The sequence below is a fragment of the Micromonospora sp. WMMD812 genome (assembly GCF_027497215.1).
Taxonomy (GTDB): Bacteria; Actinomycetota; Actinomycetes; order Mycobacteriales; family Micromonosporaceae; genus Micromonospora.
On the sequence record NZ_CP114904.1, the window covers coordinates 262,278 to 279,568 of the forward strand.

Below are 17,291 nucleotides of genomic sequence, written 5' to 3' on the forward strand. Positions count from 1 at the left end.
CGCTCAGGAGGCGGGCCGGACGGTGGATTTGCTGCCGTCGGCGTGCACGTCCCACCGGCGGCCGAACGCCGGCACCCCGGCCAGCCGGATCCAGTCGAGCGACTCCGGGAGGTGCGGGTCGACGACCAACCGGCCGTCGACGGCGTCCAGCCCGAGCAGCGTCCGCAGGAACAGCAGGGGCGCTCCGCTGGCCCACGCCTGCGGGTTGCAGGCGGTGGGGTAGGGGACCGGTCGCAGGCCGAACGCGCGGTCGTAGCCGGAGAACGCCTCGGGCAGCCGGTGCTCGGAGTAGGCGGACGCCTCCAGCATGGCCAGGATGATGCGGTGCGCGTCGTCGTGGTGGCCGTAGCGGGCGAGGCCGGCGGCGATGAGGGCGTTGTCGTGCGGCCAGACCGTGCCGAGGTGATATCCGATGGGGTTGTAGCCGCGGTCGGTGGTCGAGAGGGTCCGCACCCCCCATCCGGAGAACATCTCCTCGGACATCAGTTGGGCGGCCACCAGGTCGGCCCGCTCCTGCGGCACGATCCCGCTCCACAGCAGGTGACCCATGTTCGACGTCATCGAGTCGATCGGGCGTCCGTCGCCGTCCAGGCCGATCGCGTAGTAGCCGCCCCGCTCGGGGATCCAGAAGTCACGGTTGAACCGGTCGCGCAGCGCGGCCGCCTCCGCCCGCAGCCGTTCGCCGAGCGGACAGTCCCGCCAGGGCCCGTCGGCGAGTTCCGCCATGCGCAGCTTGGCGTCGTACGTGTAGCCCTGCGTCTCGCAGGTCGCGATGGGCAGCACCGGAATGGTCCCGTCGGCGAACTGGACGCCGTCGCTCGAGTCCCGCCAGCACTGGTTGCCCAGCCCCTGGGTCGAGCGGGTCGCGTAGCCCACGTAGCCGGTGCCGTGCAGGTCGCCGAACTCGTCGATCCACCGCAGCGCCGCCTCGGCGTTCGGTCGCAGCTCGCGGACCAGGTCGTCGTCCCCGGTCCAGCGCCAGTACTCGGAGAGCAGCACCAGCCACAGCGGCGTGGTGTCGGCCCCGCCGTAGTAGGGCTGGTAGGGCTTGATGCCGAGCTGGGTCAGCTCCCCGGTCCGGTACTCGTGGAAGATCTTGCCCGGCTCCCGGTCGGTGAAGTCGTCGTGCTCGTCGGCCTGGTGGGCGGCGAGCACCAGCAGGGCGCCCCGCGCGAGCTGTGGGCCGAACGCCACGCTCTGGTACGAGGTGATCAGGGTGTCCCGGCCGAACACCGTCATGAACCACGGCAGCCCGGCCGCGAGCAGCACCACCGGCTCGCCCCGGATGTCCTTCTCGATCCGCATCGACACCAGGTCCGCGCCGGCCTTGCGGCACACCGCCACCAGTCGGTCGGACTGGCTGGTCAGCATGGGCGCGTCGGCCAGCCAGCGGGTGGACGGATCCTCGGCGTCCCGTTCGAAGACGTCGCCGAAGCCGCGGGGCATCGGCTCCAGATGTGACCCGCCGCAGCGCAGCGGCACCCGCAGCTCGCACTCCCACGCCTGCCCCCGCTCGAGCCGCAGGTGCCAGACCAGCGAGTCACCGTCGACCCGGTCCGCGGCCGGATCGGCCCGTACGCGCACCATCGTCTGGTAGTGGCCGTTGCGGTAGGCGAAGCAGAGTGACGACCCGTCGGCCGCGTGATCGCGGACGATCTCGGCCGACCGGTCCCGTCCGGACTCCTTGATCTCGAACAGGTCCGCGAAGTCGGTGCCGACGGCGAGCCGCAGCTGGAACTCGACCGGTTCGAGGCCGAAGTAGCGCAGCTCGATCCGCTCGTACAGGCCGTCGCCGACGAAGCGTTGCCGGCGTACCCCGACCCGGTTCGGGGCCAGGCCCGGCAGGTCGGCGTTGGCCAGGAAGAACGCGGCGGAGAAGGGGTCGACGGTGCCGGACCCGAGCACCAGCAGCGGGGCGTCGTCGATGGTCAGTTCCCACCGGTCGAGGAAGCGGGTGTCGTCGTGCACCAGCCCACCGATGGAACCCCTCGGCACGTCACCGAGCGCGTTGGAGAACATGAAGGTGCGGCCCTCGAGCACGCTGACGGCGTCCGGCCCCAGCTCCGGCGGGAGGTCCCGGCACGCGCCGCTGCCGGCCAGCTGCTCACCGGTCGTGTCCGGCCACGGCTGCGCCGGCGTGCGTCGTCGTTCCGCGGCCGTCACGTACACCCCCAGCCGACAACCGGACATGCCGTCACCGACGACCAGCCTATGTGCGGTCCCGCCGACGGCGCTGCGGCATTGACCAACATGGCCCCGAGACCGATCATGTTCATAGATGTCTCCGACTGTCTCGGTGGGGCCGCGTGGCCGCACCGGATCGGGAGGTCCGATGAGTCGACCGGTGACCCGGTTCGCCGCCGTCCTGGCGGCCACGGTGGTGGCGGCCCCGCTCGGGGCGAGCGCCGCGCACGCCGACCCGGTGGTGCCCCGGCACGCCGTGGTCATCTGCCAGACCGCCAGCTTCTACGCCAACTACGACTCCGCCGGCGGCCCGCACGGCCTGAAGCGGGTGCTGGAGTACGGCAACAAGATCGGCCACACCCCCGGCGCCCACCCCGTCTACAACGGCTGGGCGGCGGCCTTCGACTTCGGTCCGAACGACTGGGGTTACCTGCGCATCGAGTGCATCGGAGGGTACGACTCGTGGTGAGGATCCGACGGCGGGTCGGCGTGGTGGTCGTGGTGGCGATCCTGGCGGCCGCCGCGCCGGCCGGGCCCGCGCGCGCGGCGAACGGCACCATCGGCGAGCGGGAGACCGTCTGCGCCGCCGACCTGTTCGTCCGCACCCAGCCGAACGGCGCCTGGATGGGGACGCTGTACCAGGGCCAGACCTTCCTCGTCGAGGGGCCGCGCAGCGGCGGCTACGTCTACGGCTTCGCGTACGGGCACATCAACCGGCGCGGCTGGGTCCAGGACGGCTGGTTCTGCTGACCCACCCCACGCCCGGGAACTGAGCCCGTTCCGCCTCCGCGACCCGTCTCCAGCCGCGACAGTGGAGGCGGGGCGCCGGCAGGTCGCCGGGGGACGGCGGGGGGTGCGACGTGAAGGGGGGTGTGGAAGCACTCGTCCTGCTCGTGGTGCTGGGTGCCACCGTCCTCGTCGGCACCACGATCGGAGGGCGCTACCGCGTCGCGCCGCCGGTCCTGCTCATCGGCATGGGTGCGCTGCTGGCCCTCATCCCACCGCTGTCGCACGTGGTGCTCGAGCCCGAGGTCGTGCTGGTGCTCTTCCTGCCGGCGATCCTCTACCGCGAGGCGCTGACCACCAGCCTGCGGGAGATCCGGAACAATCTCGGGGTCATCGCCCTGCTCGCGGTGGTGCTCGTGGGGCTCACGATGTTCACCGTGTCGATCACCGCGCAGGCGTTCGGCGTCAATCCGGCGGCGGCCTGGGTGCTCGGCGCCGTGTTGGCGCCGACCGACGCCGCCGCGGTCTCCGGCCTCGCGAAGCGGATGCCCCGCCGGCTGCTCACCACCCTGCACATGGAGAGCCTGATCAACGACGGCACGGCGCTGGTGCTCTTCGCCGTCACGGTCGGCCTGCTCGCCGGTGGCACGGTGCCGACACCGCTGCACCTTGTCGGAGAACTCAGCCTCTCGTTCGTCGGTGGCATCGCCGCCGGGCTGGCGGTCGGCCTCATCGTGGTCATGGTGCGCCGGCACATCGACGACCCGCTACGGGAGGGCGCGCTCAGCGTCCTCACCCCGTTCGCCGCGTTCCTGCTCGCGGAGGAGATCCACGCCAGCGGGGTGCTGGCGGTGGTGGTGGCCGGTCTGGTGCTCGCCTACGCGGGCCCACGGGTGATCCGGGCCCCGTCCCGGGTGCTGGCCCTCGGATTCTGGGACCTCTCCACCTTCATCATCAACGGTGGACTGTTCGTGCTGCTCGGGATGCAGATCCCCCGCGCGGTCCGCAGCGTCAGCAGCGTCTCGCCCCACCGTGCGCTCGTCATCGCGATAGTGGTCACCCTCGTGGTGGTCGCGACCCGGCTGGCGTGGGTGTTGTTCACCCCGTACCTGTTCCGGCTGTTCTACCGCGGCGAGTCGGCGCGCGAGAACCGGATCTCGTGGCGGGTGCGGACCGTCGCCGGGTGGGCCGGCTTCCGCGGCGCCGTGTCCCTCGCGGCGGCGCTGGCGGTGCCGCTGGCCATGTCGAGCGGCCAACCCGTCCGGGAACGCGATCTGATCATCTTCTGTACCGCGGTGGCGATCCTGTCGATCATGCTGGTGCAGGGCACCACCCTGCCGCTGGTGGTCCGCTGGGCCGGCCTCGTCGGCGACCAGCAGCGCGTCGACGAGGTGCGGCAGGCCCGGATCCAGGCCGGCAAGGTGGGCCTGGCGGCGCTGCCCGAGGTGGCCGCCGAGGTCGGCGCCGGCGAGGACGTGGTCAGCCGCGTGCGGACCGACTACGAGGCGCTGCTCGAGGACGTCCGCGCCGCCGAGCAGGAGGAGGGGCTGCCGCGGGTCCGCGAACTCGAGCGGCAACTACGGCTCGGCCTGCTCGAACGCAAACGTCGGGAGATCACCCGGATGCGGGACGCCAACGAGATCGACGACGTGGTGCTGCGCGACCTCCAGGCCGTCATGGACATCGAGGAGATCCGACTGCTCGGACCCACCGCGTCGGAGTAGCGCCCGCCGGATCGGGGTACGCGGCGACCACGCGGTTGTGGTGGGGGCGGACGGCGCGAACCGCCGTACCCGGCACCACAACCGCGTGGTCGACCGCGACGGGCGTCGGCTACCAGCGGGTGGGCGGTGGTGGGGGCACCACCGGTGGGCGGTCGTCGCAGGTGATGGTGTTCGGCAACTGCCAGTCGGCGAGCCAGCCCCCGTCGTTGCCGCCGAGATCGGTCAGGCCGAACTCGGAGCCGGCCGGGGTGAAGTGGAACGACCCGCAGTTGTTGACCCCGACCGCGCCCACGTTCCGGGCGTCCACGTTCTGGAAGGACGCGGCACCGGCGGTCCGGGCGCTCACCACCGACGTCCCGGTTCCGTCGACGCGGATGTCACGGAAGTGCACGTTGTCGATCGAGTAGAGGTCCTTCACCGACCACTCGCTGACCAGCATGATCGCGTTGTAGGTGCTGTCCAGGTACGCGTCACCCACCACCTCGATCCGCGCGTCGATGCTGCGGTCGAGCGCGTAGAGCCAGATGGCGCCGAGACCGATGTTCCAGTTCAGCTCGTACGTGCCGGCGCGGGCCGTGGTGTTGCCGGTGATCCACAGGTGCCCGGTGAACGGCTCCGCGCCGAAGCGGGAGCCGACCTGCAGGGCGCTGCCCTCGCGGACCGGGTCGGCGACCAGGTTGTTCGAGACGGTGTTGTCCGTGCCGCCGTAGATCGCGATGCCGTTGGCCAGCACCGGCGACTGCACGGTGTTGTGGTCGAAGGTGTTGCGCGCGTTCGCCGTCGCCTCGGACCACATGGCCAGGCCGTCGTCCCCGGTGTTGCGGACGAAGTTGTGCGCGACCAGCGAGTCGGTCACGCCGGTGTGGAAGTTCAGCGCGTCCGCGATCTGGTCGACGACGATGTTGTTGGTGACCCGGACGTTGCGCATCGGGCCGTCGAACCACAGGCCCACCTTGGTGTGCCGGATGTGCAGGCCGTCGATGGTGGAGTCGCTCATCGCGCCGCCGATGCCGTTGACCTGGTCGGTGTCGATCCGCTCCCGCACGTCGCCCTCGATGGCGAAGCCGGAGAGGTGCACGTCGCGGCTGCCGCCGTCGGCGGCGTCCCGGCCGTAGAAGCCGACGCCGGTGTGCACCGAGCCGTCCGGCGCGGGGTTCGGCAGGGTGACCTCGCGACCCTTGATGATCGTGTACCAGTTGCCGGCGCCCTCGATCGTCACGTCGTCGACGATGATGTGCCGGTTGACCTGGAAGGTGCCGGGCGGCAGGTAGACGTCCAGCCCGGTGCGCCGGGCGAAGGCGATGGCCCGTTCGATCGCCGGGGCCGAGTCCCGCCGGCCGGTGGGGTCGGCGCCGAAGGCCAGCACGTTCGCGGCGAGCAGCCGCACCCGGGGCGGGGCGACCAGCTCGGAGTCGAGCAGGTCGATGACCGTCCACGCGGCGTTGCTGCCGGCCGGCGCGGTGAGCCGGATCCGGTCGCCCGCCCGGTAGGTGCGGCCGAGCAGCAGGCGCTGCTCGTCGTAGAAGTGGCTGGGTCGGAACGGCTTCTGGATGGTCGGGTACGGAGAGGTGGCGGCGGGGACGCAGGAGCACTCGGTGATCCACCAGTCCGGGTGCAGCAGGTCGGCATCGGGGTCGTTGCTGAAGGGGTACTGGTTGTAGAGCCAGGCGTACTCCGAGGTGAGCGTCATGCTCCGGACCCGTTTGCCGTTGACCGCCACGTCCAGCGGCGCGGTGATGCCGCCGCCGGAGGGCGCGTCCGGGATGCTGTAGCGCACGGTGATGGCGTTGGCCGCCGCCGGCAGGGTGAACTCGACGTGCCGGCCGGGGACCAGCTTGACCGCACGCCGTCCGGAGGCCTCCGACGGCAGCGTGTACGCCGTCCGGTCCGGGCCGATGACCTCGCCGTTCGTCACCGCGTTCTCCGCCTCCTGCTCCAGGAAGCCGACCCGGGCGCCCTTGCCGGCGACCAGTTGCGGATCGAGGGCGGCCCGGGTCACCACCGGAGCGGGCGCGGTACCGTGCTTGCCGGTGGCGGCGGCCGGTGCCCCGGCCAGGATGCCGACGGCGGTGACGAGCGCCGTGGCGGCGGCGACCGCCGCGGTGGATCGGCGTCGGGTGCGCGGCAGCGCTGCGCGGATGCTTCGGTTCATCAAGGACTCATCTCTGTTCGGCGGTGGGCGGCGCGGCGCGCCGGCGTACGCCGGCCGCCGCGGTCAGGCGGCGTAGACCTCGAGCTGGGAGAGCTGGCCTGCGGGCCAGCCGGTGTTGCCGGTGACCTGGACCCGCACGTGGCGGGTGGCGGTCGCGGCGAAGGTCAGCGTCACCTGGTTGCCGGTCGCCGGGTCGAACAGCCGGCCCGCCGAGGCGACGAGGGTGCTCCAACTCGTGCCGTCCGCGCTGCCCTGCACCGAGAGCGTCTGGGTCCGGGTCTGCCAGGCCGGCGACGGGGGCAGCCGCAGCACGACGCGCCCGACCGTGGTGGGGGCGCCGAGGTCGACCCGCACCCACTGCGGGAAGGCGTTGTTGGCGCTCTCCCAGTAGGTGTCCGGGTTGCCGTCGACGGTGTTTGCGCTGCCGTAGCTCTGGGTGTGGCTGCTCTCCGCGGTCGGCCGGCCCCGCGCCAGGTCGGTCTGGGCGGTCGGGTTGGTGGTCGCGGTGACCGCGTTCGAGGGCGCGGACGGGGTGCCGCCGGTGTCCAGGGCGATGACGGTGAAGGTGTACGTGGTGGCCGGGGTGAGTCCGCTGACGGTGGCCGAGGTGCCGGTGACCGAGGCGACCGTCTGGCCGCCCTGGCGGACCTGGTAGCCGGCGATCCCGTCGGCGTCGGTCGAGGCGGTCCAGGCCAGCGACACGCTGGTCGCGGTGCGCCCGGTCACCGACAGGTTGCCCGGGGCGGTCGGCGGGGAGGGGTTGCTCCCGGTGGCGGCGTACACCTCGACCTGGGCCAGTTGCGCGGCGGGCCAGGCGGTGTTGCCGGTGACGGTCACCCGGACGTGGCGGGCGACGGTGGCCGGCACCGTGATCGTGGCCGTGTTGCCGGCTGCCGGGTCGAAACGGATCCCGGCCGGCGCGGCCAGCGTGGTGAACGTGGCGCCGTCGGCGCTGCCCTGCACCGACAGCGTCTGGGTACGCGCCTCCCAACCGGTGGGCAGGGCGAGGATGAGCCGGTTCACCGCGTGGCTGGCCCCGAGGTCGACCTGCCACCACTGCGGGAACGCGTTGTTGGTGCCCTCCCAGTAGCTGCCCCGGTCGCTGTCGACGGCGTTACCGGCCGCGAACGGGCCGTTCTGGCTGCTCGCCGTGGCGGGCCGGCCGGCGGCCAGGTTGCCGCTCGGCGGCGGCCCGCCACCGACGACCGGGGGAGTGGGCCGGACCGGCGTGAGTGCGAGCTGGCCCTTGAGCATCTTGCCGCCGTCGGCGGTGATCCGCAGGTAGTAGTCGGCGGAGCAGACGGTGCCGTCCTCGTCGAGCGCCCGGATTCCGGCGCCGGCGGGCGTGGTCGCCTGCGTCTCGCTGGTCTTCGCGATCTGGTTGCCCTCGTTGTACTCGTCGAACATCGAGACGTAGAGGCCCTGCGAGCCGAGACGGATCATGTTGTAGAGGTGCCGCCAGTAGAAGTCGCCGTGCCGGCGGTGCCCGGCCGACAGGTCGCCCGGCATGACGCAGGGCTGGTAGTCGATGCCGTGGGCGACGCAGTCGGCCAGGTCGGGGATGTTGACGTTGGTGTAGTAGTCGTCCAGGCCCTGCAGCGTGGTGGCGCGCCAGATCATCCACGGCGAGATCATGTGGAAGGCGTGGTAGACCTCGGAGAAGCCGGGCCGGGAGTCCTCGACGCCGCGTCGCCAGTGGGTGGGGACGCCGCCGATGACGTAGCACCCCTGCGCCTTGAACCAGTTGACCACGTCGAGGCAGGGCTCCGGGGCGAACGGGCGACTGGGTTCGCTGAACCCGAAGCCCCAGATGCAGACCACCGGCTTGCCGTTCTGCCGGGCGTACGCCGGTGACGCGGTGTGTGCCGACATCTTGGTCGTCCAGTCCTGCTTGATCTGGGACTGCATCGCCGTCCAGTCGGTGACGTCGTACATGATGTAGAACTTGCGCCCGAACCGCTCGGCCGCGCCGCGGACCTTCACCGCCATCGCGTCGCGGGTCGGCCCCTCGTCGCCGAACGGGTTGAACCGCTGCAACGCCGCGGTGTCGCAGCCGTACTCCTGCATCCAGCGGAAGTGGGTGTCCACGGTCTGCTGGTCGTAGGACGAGAAGAGCTGGGCGGGCTGGCCGTTGCCGAGGTTGGGGTAGGCCGTGGTGTAGCCGTGGGCGTACTCGCGCATGTCCGGCCAGGAGATGATGGTGGTGTTGGCCGGTGACGGAGGCTGGAACCGGTCCCGGCTCCAGTGCCACCAGCCGCCGATCGGTGCGCCGTCGCCTGGGCAGCTGAACCAGCCCTGGTAGCCGACGGTGATCTTGCCGACCACGTCACCGGGCGGACTGGCCGCGACGGCGGGCCGGGCGAGGGTGGGAGCCAGGTCGGGGAGCGCGGCGAGCGCGGACCCCGCCGCCACGGACCCGATCAGTGAGCGGCGGGTGAGCGCCATGTCGACCGCTCCTTCGGGGGTAGGAGGGAATTGACGGCCATCATGCCAGCCATCGACACAGCACCGCAATACTTTGACTGCTCTCTGAAAGATCGCGGCTACGACTCTGTAAGAAGTGGATGGTAAGGGTCCCGGCGGACCGTGGGCCGTAACGTCGGTCGGGGACGGGCGGCGGGGCCGGGTGGGCGCGATGGCGATGGCAGCGGGTGGTGACGCCGAGGCGGCGGCTTCCCTCGCGCGGGCGCGGGGCCGCCCGGCCTTCCTCGAACTCTTCTTCGACCTGGTCTACGTCTTCGCGCTGATCTCCCTCGTGAAGACGCAGGCCGAGAACCTGACCTGGACCGGTGTGGTCGGAACGCTGGTGCTGCTGCTCGCGTTCACCCTGGTCTGGGCGATCACCACGTGGGCCGCGGACAGCCTCGACCTCTCCCGGCCGCTGGTCCAGGTGCAGCTCATCGCGGTGGCGGCGGCCAGCCTGTTGCTGGCGGCCGCGACGCCCCAGGCGTACGACGGGCGGGGCTTGCTCTTCGCGGTCACCTACCTGACCATCCACCTCGGCTCGTCCAGCTACTACCTGCTGTTCGACCGGAAGGCGCCCGAGCCGCGGCGCAGCGGCCGGATCTTCTTCTGGTACACGATCGTCGCCGTCGCCTGGGTCGGCGGAGGACTGGCCGGCGGCCCCGTCCGCCTGGCGCTCTGGGCGACGGCCGTGACGGTGGAGTACACCGCCGCCTCACTCGGCTGGCCGGTGCCCCGGTTCGGGCGCTCGCAGCCGCAGGAGTGGCGGCTGGTCGGTGAGCGGGTGGCCGAGCGGTACCGGCAGTTCGTCATCATCGCGCTCGGCGCGGCGCTCTTCGTCCTCGGGACGAGGTTCAGCCTGAACGACGGGGCGAGCCACGTTGTCGCCCTGGTGGTGATGTTCACGGGCGTGGTGCTGATGTGGCGGATCTACATCTACCGCGCGGGGGAGCTGCTGACCGAAGCGATCGCCCGGGCGACGAACCCGTCGCTGCTCACCCAGTTCGCGGCGGTCACCCATCTGATCATGGTGGCCGGCATCGCCGGGATGGCGGTCACCAGCCACCTGGTCGTGGTCCGCCCGTTCGGGCCGACGCCGCCGTCGTGGGCCGCGGTGATCCTCGGTGGACCGGCGCTCTTCCTGATCGGCCGCGGGGTGCTCGACTACACGGTGTTCGCAAGGATCTCCCGGTCCCGGCTCGTCGGGCTGGCGCTGCTGGCCGCCGTGGCGCCGGTCGCGACACGCCTGCCGCCGGTCGGGGTCGCCCTGCTCGCCGTGATCGTCCTGCTGCTCATCGCCGCGGCGAACCTGGTGAGCACCCGCAGGCACGCCCGGACGCCCAGGCCACCCGCGCGCCGCTGACGCCGACCGCGCCGACGCGGCTTGCCCGCCGGCGGGCGCCTCGCCGATGCTCAGCGCGCGGGCGCGGGCGTGCGGACCGGTCGCAGGCGAGGCGCCCACGTCTCACCGACCAGGAGGAGCAGCAGGACCAGGTTCGCCACGACCTGCACGGCCAGCGGCGGGAGCGGGATCACCGCGGGCACCAGCGCACCCAGCAGCACCACACCCACCGCCCGGGACCACAGGAGTCGACCGGTGACGACGGCGTCGAACAGCGCGCCGCCGAGCAGGAACAGCGCCGGCCCGCCGAGGATGATCGCCGCCCAGCCGGCCGGCGTCGGCCCGAACGGCCGATCGGTGACCAGCGAGACGCTCGTCGACACCACCAGCACCCCGGCCACCATGACCAGGTGGCTGTACGAGGTGGAGGTGCCGGGGCGGACGCGCTCCACCACCCCGACGTTCGACGGTGCGAGAAGCTGCCGCACACGGTGGAAGTACAGCAGGAACAGCAGCACCGCGCTGGCGAACCCGAGCGCGCTCGCCGCCACCCGGCCGGCCTGGAAGTCGCTGAGGGACAGCCCTCGGCCGGTGGTCAGGACCAGCTCGCCGAGCGCGATGATGAAGATCGCCCGGTGCCGCTCGGAGAGGTGCGTCCCGGTGAAGATCTGGCTGGCCAGTTCGGTGCGCCCGAGCCGTGGCGTCGGCCAGCCGGCCCGGGCCGAACCGAGGTCGATCGCCACCGCCAGGGCCCACAGGAGGAGCCGGGCGGTCCCCTCCACGAACACGCCGGCCACCCAGGGCGCGGCGGTGACGCCGAACCAGAAGAGCACCCGGATGCTCCTCGCCTGGATCGACGGGTTCACCCGCGTGCCGGGGATGAGCACGGCGTCCCGCACCAGATGGATGCCGAAGTACGCCGCGACGAAGAGCCACCCGTAGCGGCCGAAGGCCTGCGGCACCGCGATCGCCATGAGCAGGGTGCCGAACATGACCGCCAGGACGGTGGCCTGGATGACCGGCAGCCGCGGGTTGAACAGGTCGGTGAGCCACGCGGTCAGCACCCAGACCCACCAGGCCGCCATCAGCAGGACGGCGGTCTGCGCCGCGCCGCGGACGGTGAGGTCCTCGGCCAGCCCGGCGGCGAGCCGGGAGAGCATGAAGACGTAGACCAGGTCGAAGAAGAGTTCCAGGAACGTCGGATACTCGGGCTCGCCACGCCGGCGGAGGATGCGGGGGAGCGGACCGGACGTCACCGCGGCTGCCTCCTTCCGGCGCCGGCGGCGAGGAAGCCGCGACGGTCTCGGCCACCCGCCACGCTAGCGGCCGGGTCGGCCGGACGAGCCGGAACGGACGGGTCGTCACCCCATGGGGCGGTTCCGACGGTCGGGCCACGCGCGACGCTGACCCGGAGTGGCCGCGTCGGTCGCCCTGCCGGTCGCGGGAGGCCGCGCGCGGCGGCGCTTCCGGTCTTCGACGGTTACGACCGGCCTGGTGGGGTAGATCCGGGTCTGCCCACGCGGGTGGCGGGCGCATCTCGGCCGGATCGCCTGGTGAGGGCTACCGAGACGCCTCGAGGGCGGTGCCGGATGGAACAGGTCGGTTGAGCGGGCCAGGAATGCCGGACCACGTGGTCGAGCTGCGGGTGCACGGGATCGTCGGCGCGAGCGCCGACCGGGTGCTGACCCAGCCGCAGGCGGAGCAGGTCGCGGGCGACCGCAGCGGGGGCTTCTACCGGCGCCGTGCCCGGTCCGCCGGCGCCGAGGGCGTGGACGGGGTGACGCCGGAGGCGTACCGGTGGGGCGACCTGCCCTCCGGGAGCGTGGTCCGCACCCTGTCGCTGGTGTTCCTGCTGCCGTTCATGCTGGTCAACGTGGCGACCTGGATGCGTCCGGCGGACCCGGGCTCCGACGCGGTCGTCAAATCCCTGTGCCGGCTGTTGGCGCTCACGCTCACCGCGCTGTACGTCCTCACCGTCGCCGGCACCGCCCTTGACCTGGTCGCCTGGAAGTGCCTGCCCTCGCCGGGCTGTCTGGCCGGGCGCAGCTGGTTGTCCTGGTTGGGCGGGCAACCGACCGGACCACGACTGGCGGAGTTCGCGCTGATCCCGATCGCCGCGATCGGCCTGGTCTGGTGGCTCAGCACGCGTCCGGGGCGGGCGTTCGCCGCGTTTCGCGCTCCGGAGGAGAGCGCCTCGGGGCATCCGCTCAGCGCGGTCGGTCGGTGGGACGCCGAGCCGCTGGTGGGCCGGCTGCGCGCCATCCACGTCGCGGCGGCGTTCGCGACGCTGGACGTCACCCTGCTCGCCGCCCGGGCCTCGAGCGGCGCCTCCGCGGCCACGACCACGCTGGCGGTGGTCACCGGGACGGTCCTCGCGGCCTGCGTGGTCCTGCTCTGTACCCCCCGGCTGACCGACCGGGCCGACACGGACCGGCGGCTCGACGGGATCACCCGGGCGCTGCGGACGATCGCCGTCGTCCTGACCGTCGCGGTCGTGGCCCACGTGCTGACCAGCCCGGCGCCGTGGCGCGAGGGGGCGAGTCTGCCCGGCTACGCGCCGACCCTCGCCGCCCTGTTCGTCGCCCAGACGGCGCTGCTGGCCGCCCTGGGGGCGATGCTGCTCCGGCGTTGGCGCCGAGAGCCGCGGGCCAGGCCGTTGCTCGGGCTCGGAGCGCTGGTGATGGCGGCCGCGGCGATCAGTCTGGCCGTGGCGTTCTCCGCCGAACTGGTCTACCGGGTGGCGGACTTCCTGGACCGCGACACGCCGACCGGCGAGGGCATCGCCACGGGCCCGCCGCCGGCGTACACCTGGGCGATCTACGGCTTCTTCCGAGCGGTACTGGTCACGCTGGTCGTCGCGGCAGTGATGATCCTGATCTCGCGGCGGCGCCGGTACCGCGCCGCGGCGATGATCGTCGCGCGTGATCACCCGGACGCCCCGGCGGAGGCCGGGACCCGACTGCGACAGGTGGAGCGGGCGGTGGCGCGGGCACGCCTCACCGACAGCCTGGTGCCGATGGCGGTGGTGTACGGCTGCCTCGCCGGGCTCGCCACGGCCACCACGACCCTCGGGCTGCTGGGATTGCTTCCGGCCGACGCCATCGAGCGGTACGCACGGGTGCCCGGCGGCCTCGTCACGTTCGGCGTGGCGTTCGGCAGTTGGGTGATCGCGGGGATCATCCTCGGCCTGATCGTCGGCGCGCTCTTCGCCTATCGGACCATCGAGTTCCGGCGCCACGTCGGCATCCTGTGGGACCTGGGCACCTTCTGGCCCCGGGCCGCCCACCCGTTCGCGCCACCCTGCTACGCCGAGCGGGCGGTGCCGGAGCTGGCCCGACGAATCACGTACCTGGTCGCGCGCGGCAACGGCGTGCTGCTCACCGGGCACAGCCATGGTTCGGTCCTGCTCGCCGCGACGGTGCTCCAGTTACCGGCCCAGATCAGCAGCCGGGTCGCCCTGCTCACCTACGGGTCGCCGCTGCGCCGGCTCTACGCCCGGCTCTTCCCCGCCTACGTCGACGACGCGGCGCTGCGCGAGATCGGCGACCGGGTCGGCTGGCGGTGGCTGAACCTGTGGCGCGACACGGATCCCATCGGCGGCTGGATCTTCTCGGCCCACCGGCCGTCCGCGCCGGCCACCGTCGGCGGCCCGGAGGCCACCGTGGACCGCCGGCTGCGAGATCCCCGCGACGTGGTGCCGCCACCCGGTGACAGCACCCCACCCCCGATCCGGGGGCACTGGCTGGCCGAGTCCGAGGCGCCGTACGCCCAGGCGGTTCGCGAGTTGGCGGAGCGGCTCCGTGAGCCGGCGGATCCGACCGCCGGGCCGACGTAGCGGACGCCGAGACGGGCCGGGCGGCAGGAACCGGAAGGACGCGGAGCGCCGGCGGGCGACCCGGCGCGCGACAATGCCCGGATGGACGCCGAAGCGGTCGCGGTCGAGGCCACCCGGCCACTGCGCCGGCCGCTGCTCGTCCAGCGCTGGGCGGACCTCGCCTTCCTGCACTGGGCGGTGGACCCGGGAGTGGTGGCCCCGCTGCTGCCGCCCGGGACGCGGCCGGACATCCTGGCCGGCCGGACCTACGTCGGACTGGTCGCGTTCCGCATGGTGCGGCTCGGTCTGCTCGCCGGGCCGGGGCTGCCCTACCTGGGCACGTTCGGCGAGACCAACGTCCGGTTGTACAGCGTCGACACCGCCGGCCGGCGGGCCGTCGTGTTCCGGTCCCTGGACGCCGCCCGGTTGGTGCCCGTGCTGACCGCGCGGGCCAGCCTGCGACTGCCCTACATGTGGTCGCGGATGCGCCTGCGCCGCGACGGTGACCTGCGGACGTACACCTGCCGCCGACGCTGGCCCGGCCCGCGCGGAGTGACCAGCACGGTCAGCGTACGGGTCGGCGCGGCGATCCCCGAGCCGAGCGCGCTGGAGCACTTCCTGACCGCGCGCTGGGGCCTGCACACCCGCGCGTACGGGCGGACCCTGCACCTGCCCAACGTCCATCCACGCTGGCCGCTGCACCGGGCGGAGCTGGTGCACCTCGACGACCACCTGATCCGCGCGGCCGGGCTGCCCGCGGCGGAGTCGCCGCCGGTGAGCGTGCTCTGGTCGCCGGGCGTGCCGGTGCGCTTCGGCGCGCCCGCCGCCGTGCGCTGACCCGGCGCCGGCCGTCCTGCCCGGATCCCGCGCCGACCGTCCTGCCCGGATCCCGCACCGACCATCCTGCCCAGATCCCGCACCGACCGCGCCGGGACTGGTGATTTCGCCGATGCGGCGGTCGAGGGGCACGTCAAAGACTGACCCACGTCGATATATCCCGACCATGAGGGAGCGCCCGACGTGTCGTCACCAACCACCACCACCCGTCCCCGCCGCGTCGCGGGCCGCGCCGTACGCCTCGGAGCGGCCGCCGCCCTGGCCATCACCGGCGCGCTGGCCGTACCGTCCGCGGCCCAGGCCGCCGAGAACCCGTACGAGCGGGGCCCGGCCCCGACCGTCTCCGTGCTCGAGGCCAGCCGCGGCCCGTTCGCCACCGCGCCCCAGAGCGTCTCCTCGCTGAGCGTCACGGGCTTCGGCGGCGGCGTCATCTACTACCCCACCGACACCAGCCAGGGGACCTTCGGCGCCATCGCCATCTCACCCGGCTACACCGCGGCCTGGTCGAGCATCAGCTGGCTCGGCCCCCGGATCGCCTCGCACGGCTTCGTGGTGATCGGCATCGAGACCAACAGCCGGCTCGACCAGCCGGACAGCCGGGGGCGGCAGTTGCTCGCCGCGCTCGACTACCTCGTGCAGCGCAGTTCGGTGCGGACCCGGATCGACGGCACCCGTCTCGCCGTGGCCGGCCACTCGATGGGCGGCGGAGGGAGTCTGGAGGCGGCGGTGAGCCGACCGTCGTTGCAGGCGGCCGTGCCGCTCGCACCGTGGAATCTGGACAAGACCTGGTCCGACGTCCGGGTGCCGACCCTGATCATCGGTGGGGAGTCGGACTCCGTCGCCCGGGTCGCCTCGCACTCGGAGCCGTTCTACAACACCATCCCGGCGTCCGCGGAGAAGGCGTACCTGGAGCTCAACGGGGCGAGCCACTTCTTCCCGCAGACGGTCAACACGCCCACCGCACGGCAGATGGTGGCGTGGCTCAAGCGGTTCGTCGACAACGACACCCGCTACGAGCAGTTCCTCTGCCCGGGGCCGAGCGGTCTGGCGATCGAGGAGTACCGCAACACCTGTCCCAGCGCCTGACGGCGACGGCGGGACGGCCGCGTGGGCGGTCGTCCCGCCGTTTCGGCGGCCCGCCTTCCGCGACCCGATCGATACATCGAAGGTATTGACGCGGTAACCCGGAAATGTACACTGCGAGTGTAAATAACACCCGCCACGACCGAGGGATGGGTGATGGACGACGGGCTCGCACTGCACCAGGTCGGAGTGCGTTTCGGGGGCCTGACCGCCCTCGACGACGTCTCGCTGCGGGTGCCCCCCGGTCGGGTCGTGGGGGTGATCGGCCCCAACGGTGCCGGCAAGACCACCCTGTTCAACGTGATCTGCGGCTTCATCCGGCCGGAGTCGGGTTCGCTCACCCTGGACGGTCGACCGCTGCGTCCGCGACCGCACCAGCTCACTCGGCTCGGCATCGCCCGCACGCTGCAGGGGACCGGCCTCTTCGCCGGGTTGACCGTGCTGGAGAACGTGATGGCCGGCGCGTCGCACACCGCACGGGCCGGCTTCCTCCCCGCGCTGCTCGGGCTGCCGAGCAGCGACCGGGACGAGGCGCGGCTGCGCCGGCACGCCCTCGACGTCCTCGACGGCCTGGGCATCGCCGACCACGCCAACGCCGTGCCGGGCACGCTGCCCTTCGCCGTACGCCAGCGGGTGGCGTTGGCCCGGGCGCTCGCCGCCCGACCCCGCCTGCTCCTGCTCGACGAACCGGCGGGCGGGTTGGGCGCCGACGACATCGCCGACCTGGCGGAGCTGATCCGGCAGCTGCCCCGCCGTGACCCCGACCCGTGCGCGGTGCTGCTGGTCGAGCACCACATGGACCTGGTGATGGCCGTCTGCGACGAGCTCGTGGTGCTCGACTTCGGCCGGGTGATCGCCGCCGGCACACCCGACGAGGTCCGCGACGATCCTGCCGTCACCGACGCCTACCTCGGCGCCGCCGTCGACGAGGCGGCCGCATGAGCGAGCGTGGCGAGCGAATCATCG

At 72.6% G+C, this 17,291-nt stretch carries 12 protein-coding genes; 8 read left to right on the plus strand and 4 right to left on the minus strand.

Going from position 1 to position 17,291, the window contains the following annotated elements; all coding sequences use genetic code 11:
• Positions 1 to 3 precede the first annotated feature (3 nt).
• On the minus strand, positions 4 to 2,190 hold the full coding sequence (locus tag O7603_RS01130; protein ID WP_281573789.1) for a glycogen debranching N-terminal domain-containing protein: 2,187 nt from the start codon (positions 2,188 to 2,190) through the stop codon (positions 4 to 6).
• Between the two features lie 142 nt (positions 2,191 to 2,332).
• On the opposite strand from O7603_RS01130, the gene O7603_RS01135 reads away from it, so the two are divergent.
• The 3 genes from O7603_RS01135 to O7603_RS01145 all read left to right on the plus strand — a co-directional run bounded on the left by O7603_RS01135 (position 2,333) and on the right by O7603_RS01145 (position 4,634).
• Positions 2,333 to 2,653, plus strand: a complete 321-nt coding sequence (locus O7603_RS01135; protein WP_281573790.1) for a hypothetical protein — start codon at positions 2,333 to 2,335, stop codon at positions 2,651 to 2,653.
• Positions 2,647 to 2,934 (plus strand): hypothetical protein, encoded by a 288-nt coding sequence (locus O7603_RS01140; RefSeq protein ID WP_281573791.1) that lies wholly within the window; start codon positions 2,647 to 2,649, stop codon positions 2,932 to 2,934. Before O7603_RS01135 ends, O7603_RS01140 begins: the two co-directional genes overlap by 7 nt.
• Before the next feature lie 122 nt (positions 2,935 to 3,056).
• Complete coding sequence (locus O7603_RS01145; protein ID WP_281573792.1) at positions 3,057 to 4,634, plus strand: Na+/H+ antiporter; 1,578 nt, start codon at positions 3,057 to 3,059, stop codon at positions 4,632 to 4,634.
• A 109-nt stretch (positions 4,635 to 4,743) separates the two neighbouring features.
• Here O7603_RS01145 and O7603_RS01150 read toward each other — a convergent pair whose 3' ends face one another.
• The gene (locus tag O7603_RS01150; protein WP_281573793.1) at positions 4,744 to 6,786 is read right to left on the minus strand and encodes a glycosyl hydrolase family 28-related protein; all 2,043 of its coding nucleotides are present in this window, start codon (positions 6,784 to 6,786) and stop codon (positions 4,744 to 4,746) included.
• 63 nt (positions 6,787 to 6,849) lie between these two features.
• On the minus strand, positions 6,850 to 9,231 hold the full coding sequence (locus O7603_RS01155) for a discoidin domain-containing protein (protein WP_281573794.1): 2,382 nt from the start codon (positions 9,229 to 9,231) through the stop codon (positions 6,850 to 6,852).
• A 190-nt stretch (positions 9,232 to 9,421) separates the two neighbouring features.
• On the opposite strand from O7603_RS01155, the gene O7603_RS01160 reads away from it, so the two are divergent.
• Positions 9,422 to 10,612 carry a low temperature requirement protein A gene (locus tag O7603_RS01160; protein ID WP_281573795.1) on the plus strand — a complete coding sequence of 397 codons (1,191 nt, stop codon included), beginning with the start codon at positions 9,422 to 9,424 and terminating at the stop codon, positions 10,610 to 10,612.
• 50 nt (positions 10,613 to 10,662) lie between these two features.
• Here the strand turns inward: O7603_RS01160 and O7603_RS01165 are convergent, their stop codons facing one another.
• On the minus strand, positions 10,663 to 11,847 hold the full coding sequence (locus O7603_RS01165; protein WP_281573796.1) for a low temperature requirement protein A: 1,185 nt from the start codon (positions 11,845 to 11,847) through the stop codon (positions 10,663 to 10,665).
• Positions 11,848 to 12,209: 362 nt separating this feature from the next.
• Between O7603_RS01165 and O7603_RS01170 the strand changes: the two genes are divergently transcribed.
• The 4 genes from O7603_RS01170 to O7603_RS01185 all read left to right on the plus strand — a co-directional run bounded on the left by O7603_RS01170 (position 12,210) and on the right by O7603_RS01185 (position 17,267).
• Positions 12,210 to 14,426 (plus strand): hypothetical protein, encoded by a 2,217-nt coding sequence (locus O7603_RS01170; protein WP_281573797.1) that lies wholly within the window; start codon positions 12,210 to 12,212, stop codon positions 14,424 to 14,426.
• 81 nt (positions 14,427 to 14,507) lie between these two features.
• Positions 14,508 to 15,242 (plus strand): DUF2071 domain-containing protein, encoded by a 735-nt coding sequence (locus O7603_RS01175; RefSeq protein ID WP_281573798.1) that lies wholly within the window; start codon positions 14,508 to 14,510, stop codon positions 15,240 to 15,242.
• A gap of 183 nt (positions 15,243 to 15,425) precedes the next feature.
• Positions 15,426 to 16,328, plus strand: coding sequence for an alpha/beta hydrolase (locus O7603_RS01180; RefSeq protein WP_281573799.1), 903 nt, complete (start codon positions 15,426 to 15,428; stop codon positions 16,326 to 16,328).
• A 153-nt stretch (positions 16,329 to 16,481) separates the two neighbouring features.
• Entirely contained in the window at positions 16,482 to 17,267 is a 786-nt protein-coding gene (locus O7603_RS01185) for an ATP-binding cassette domain-containing protein (RefSeq protein WP_281573800.1), read from the plus strand.
• Positions 17,268 to 17,291: the final 24 nt, after the last annotated feature.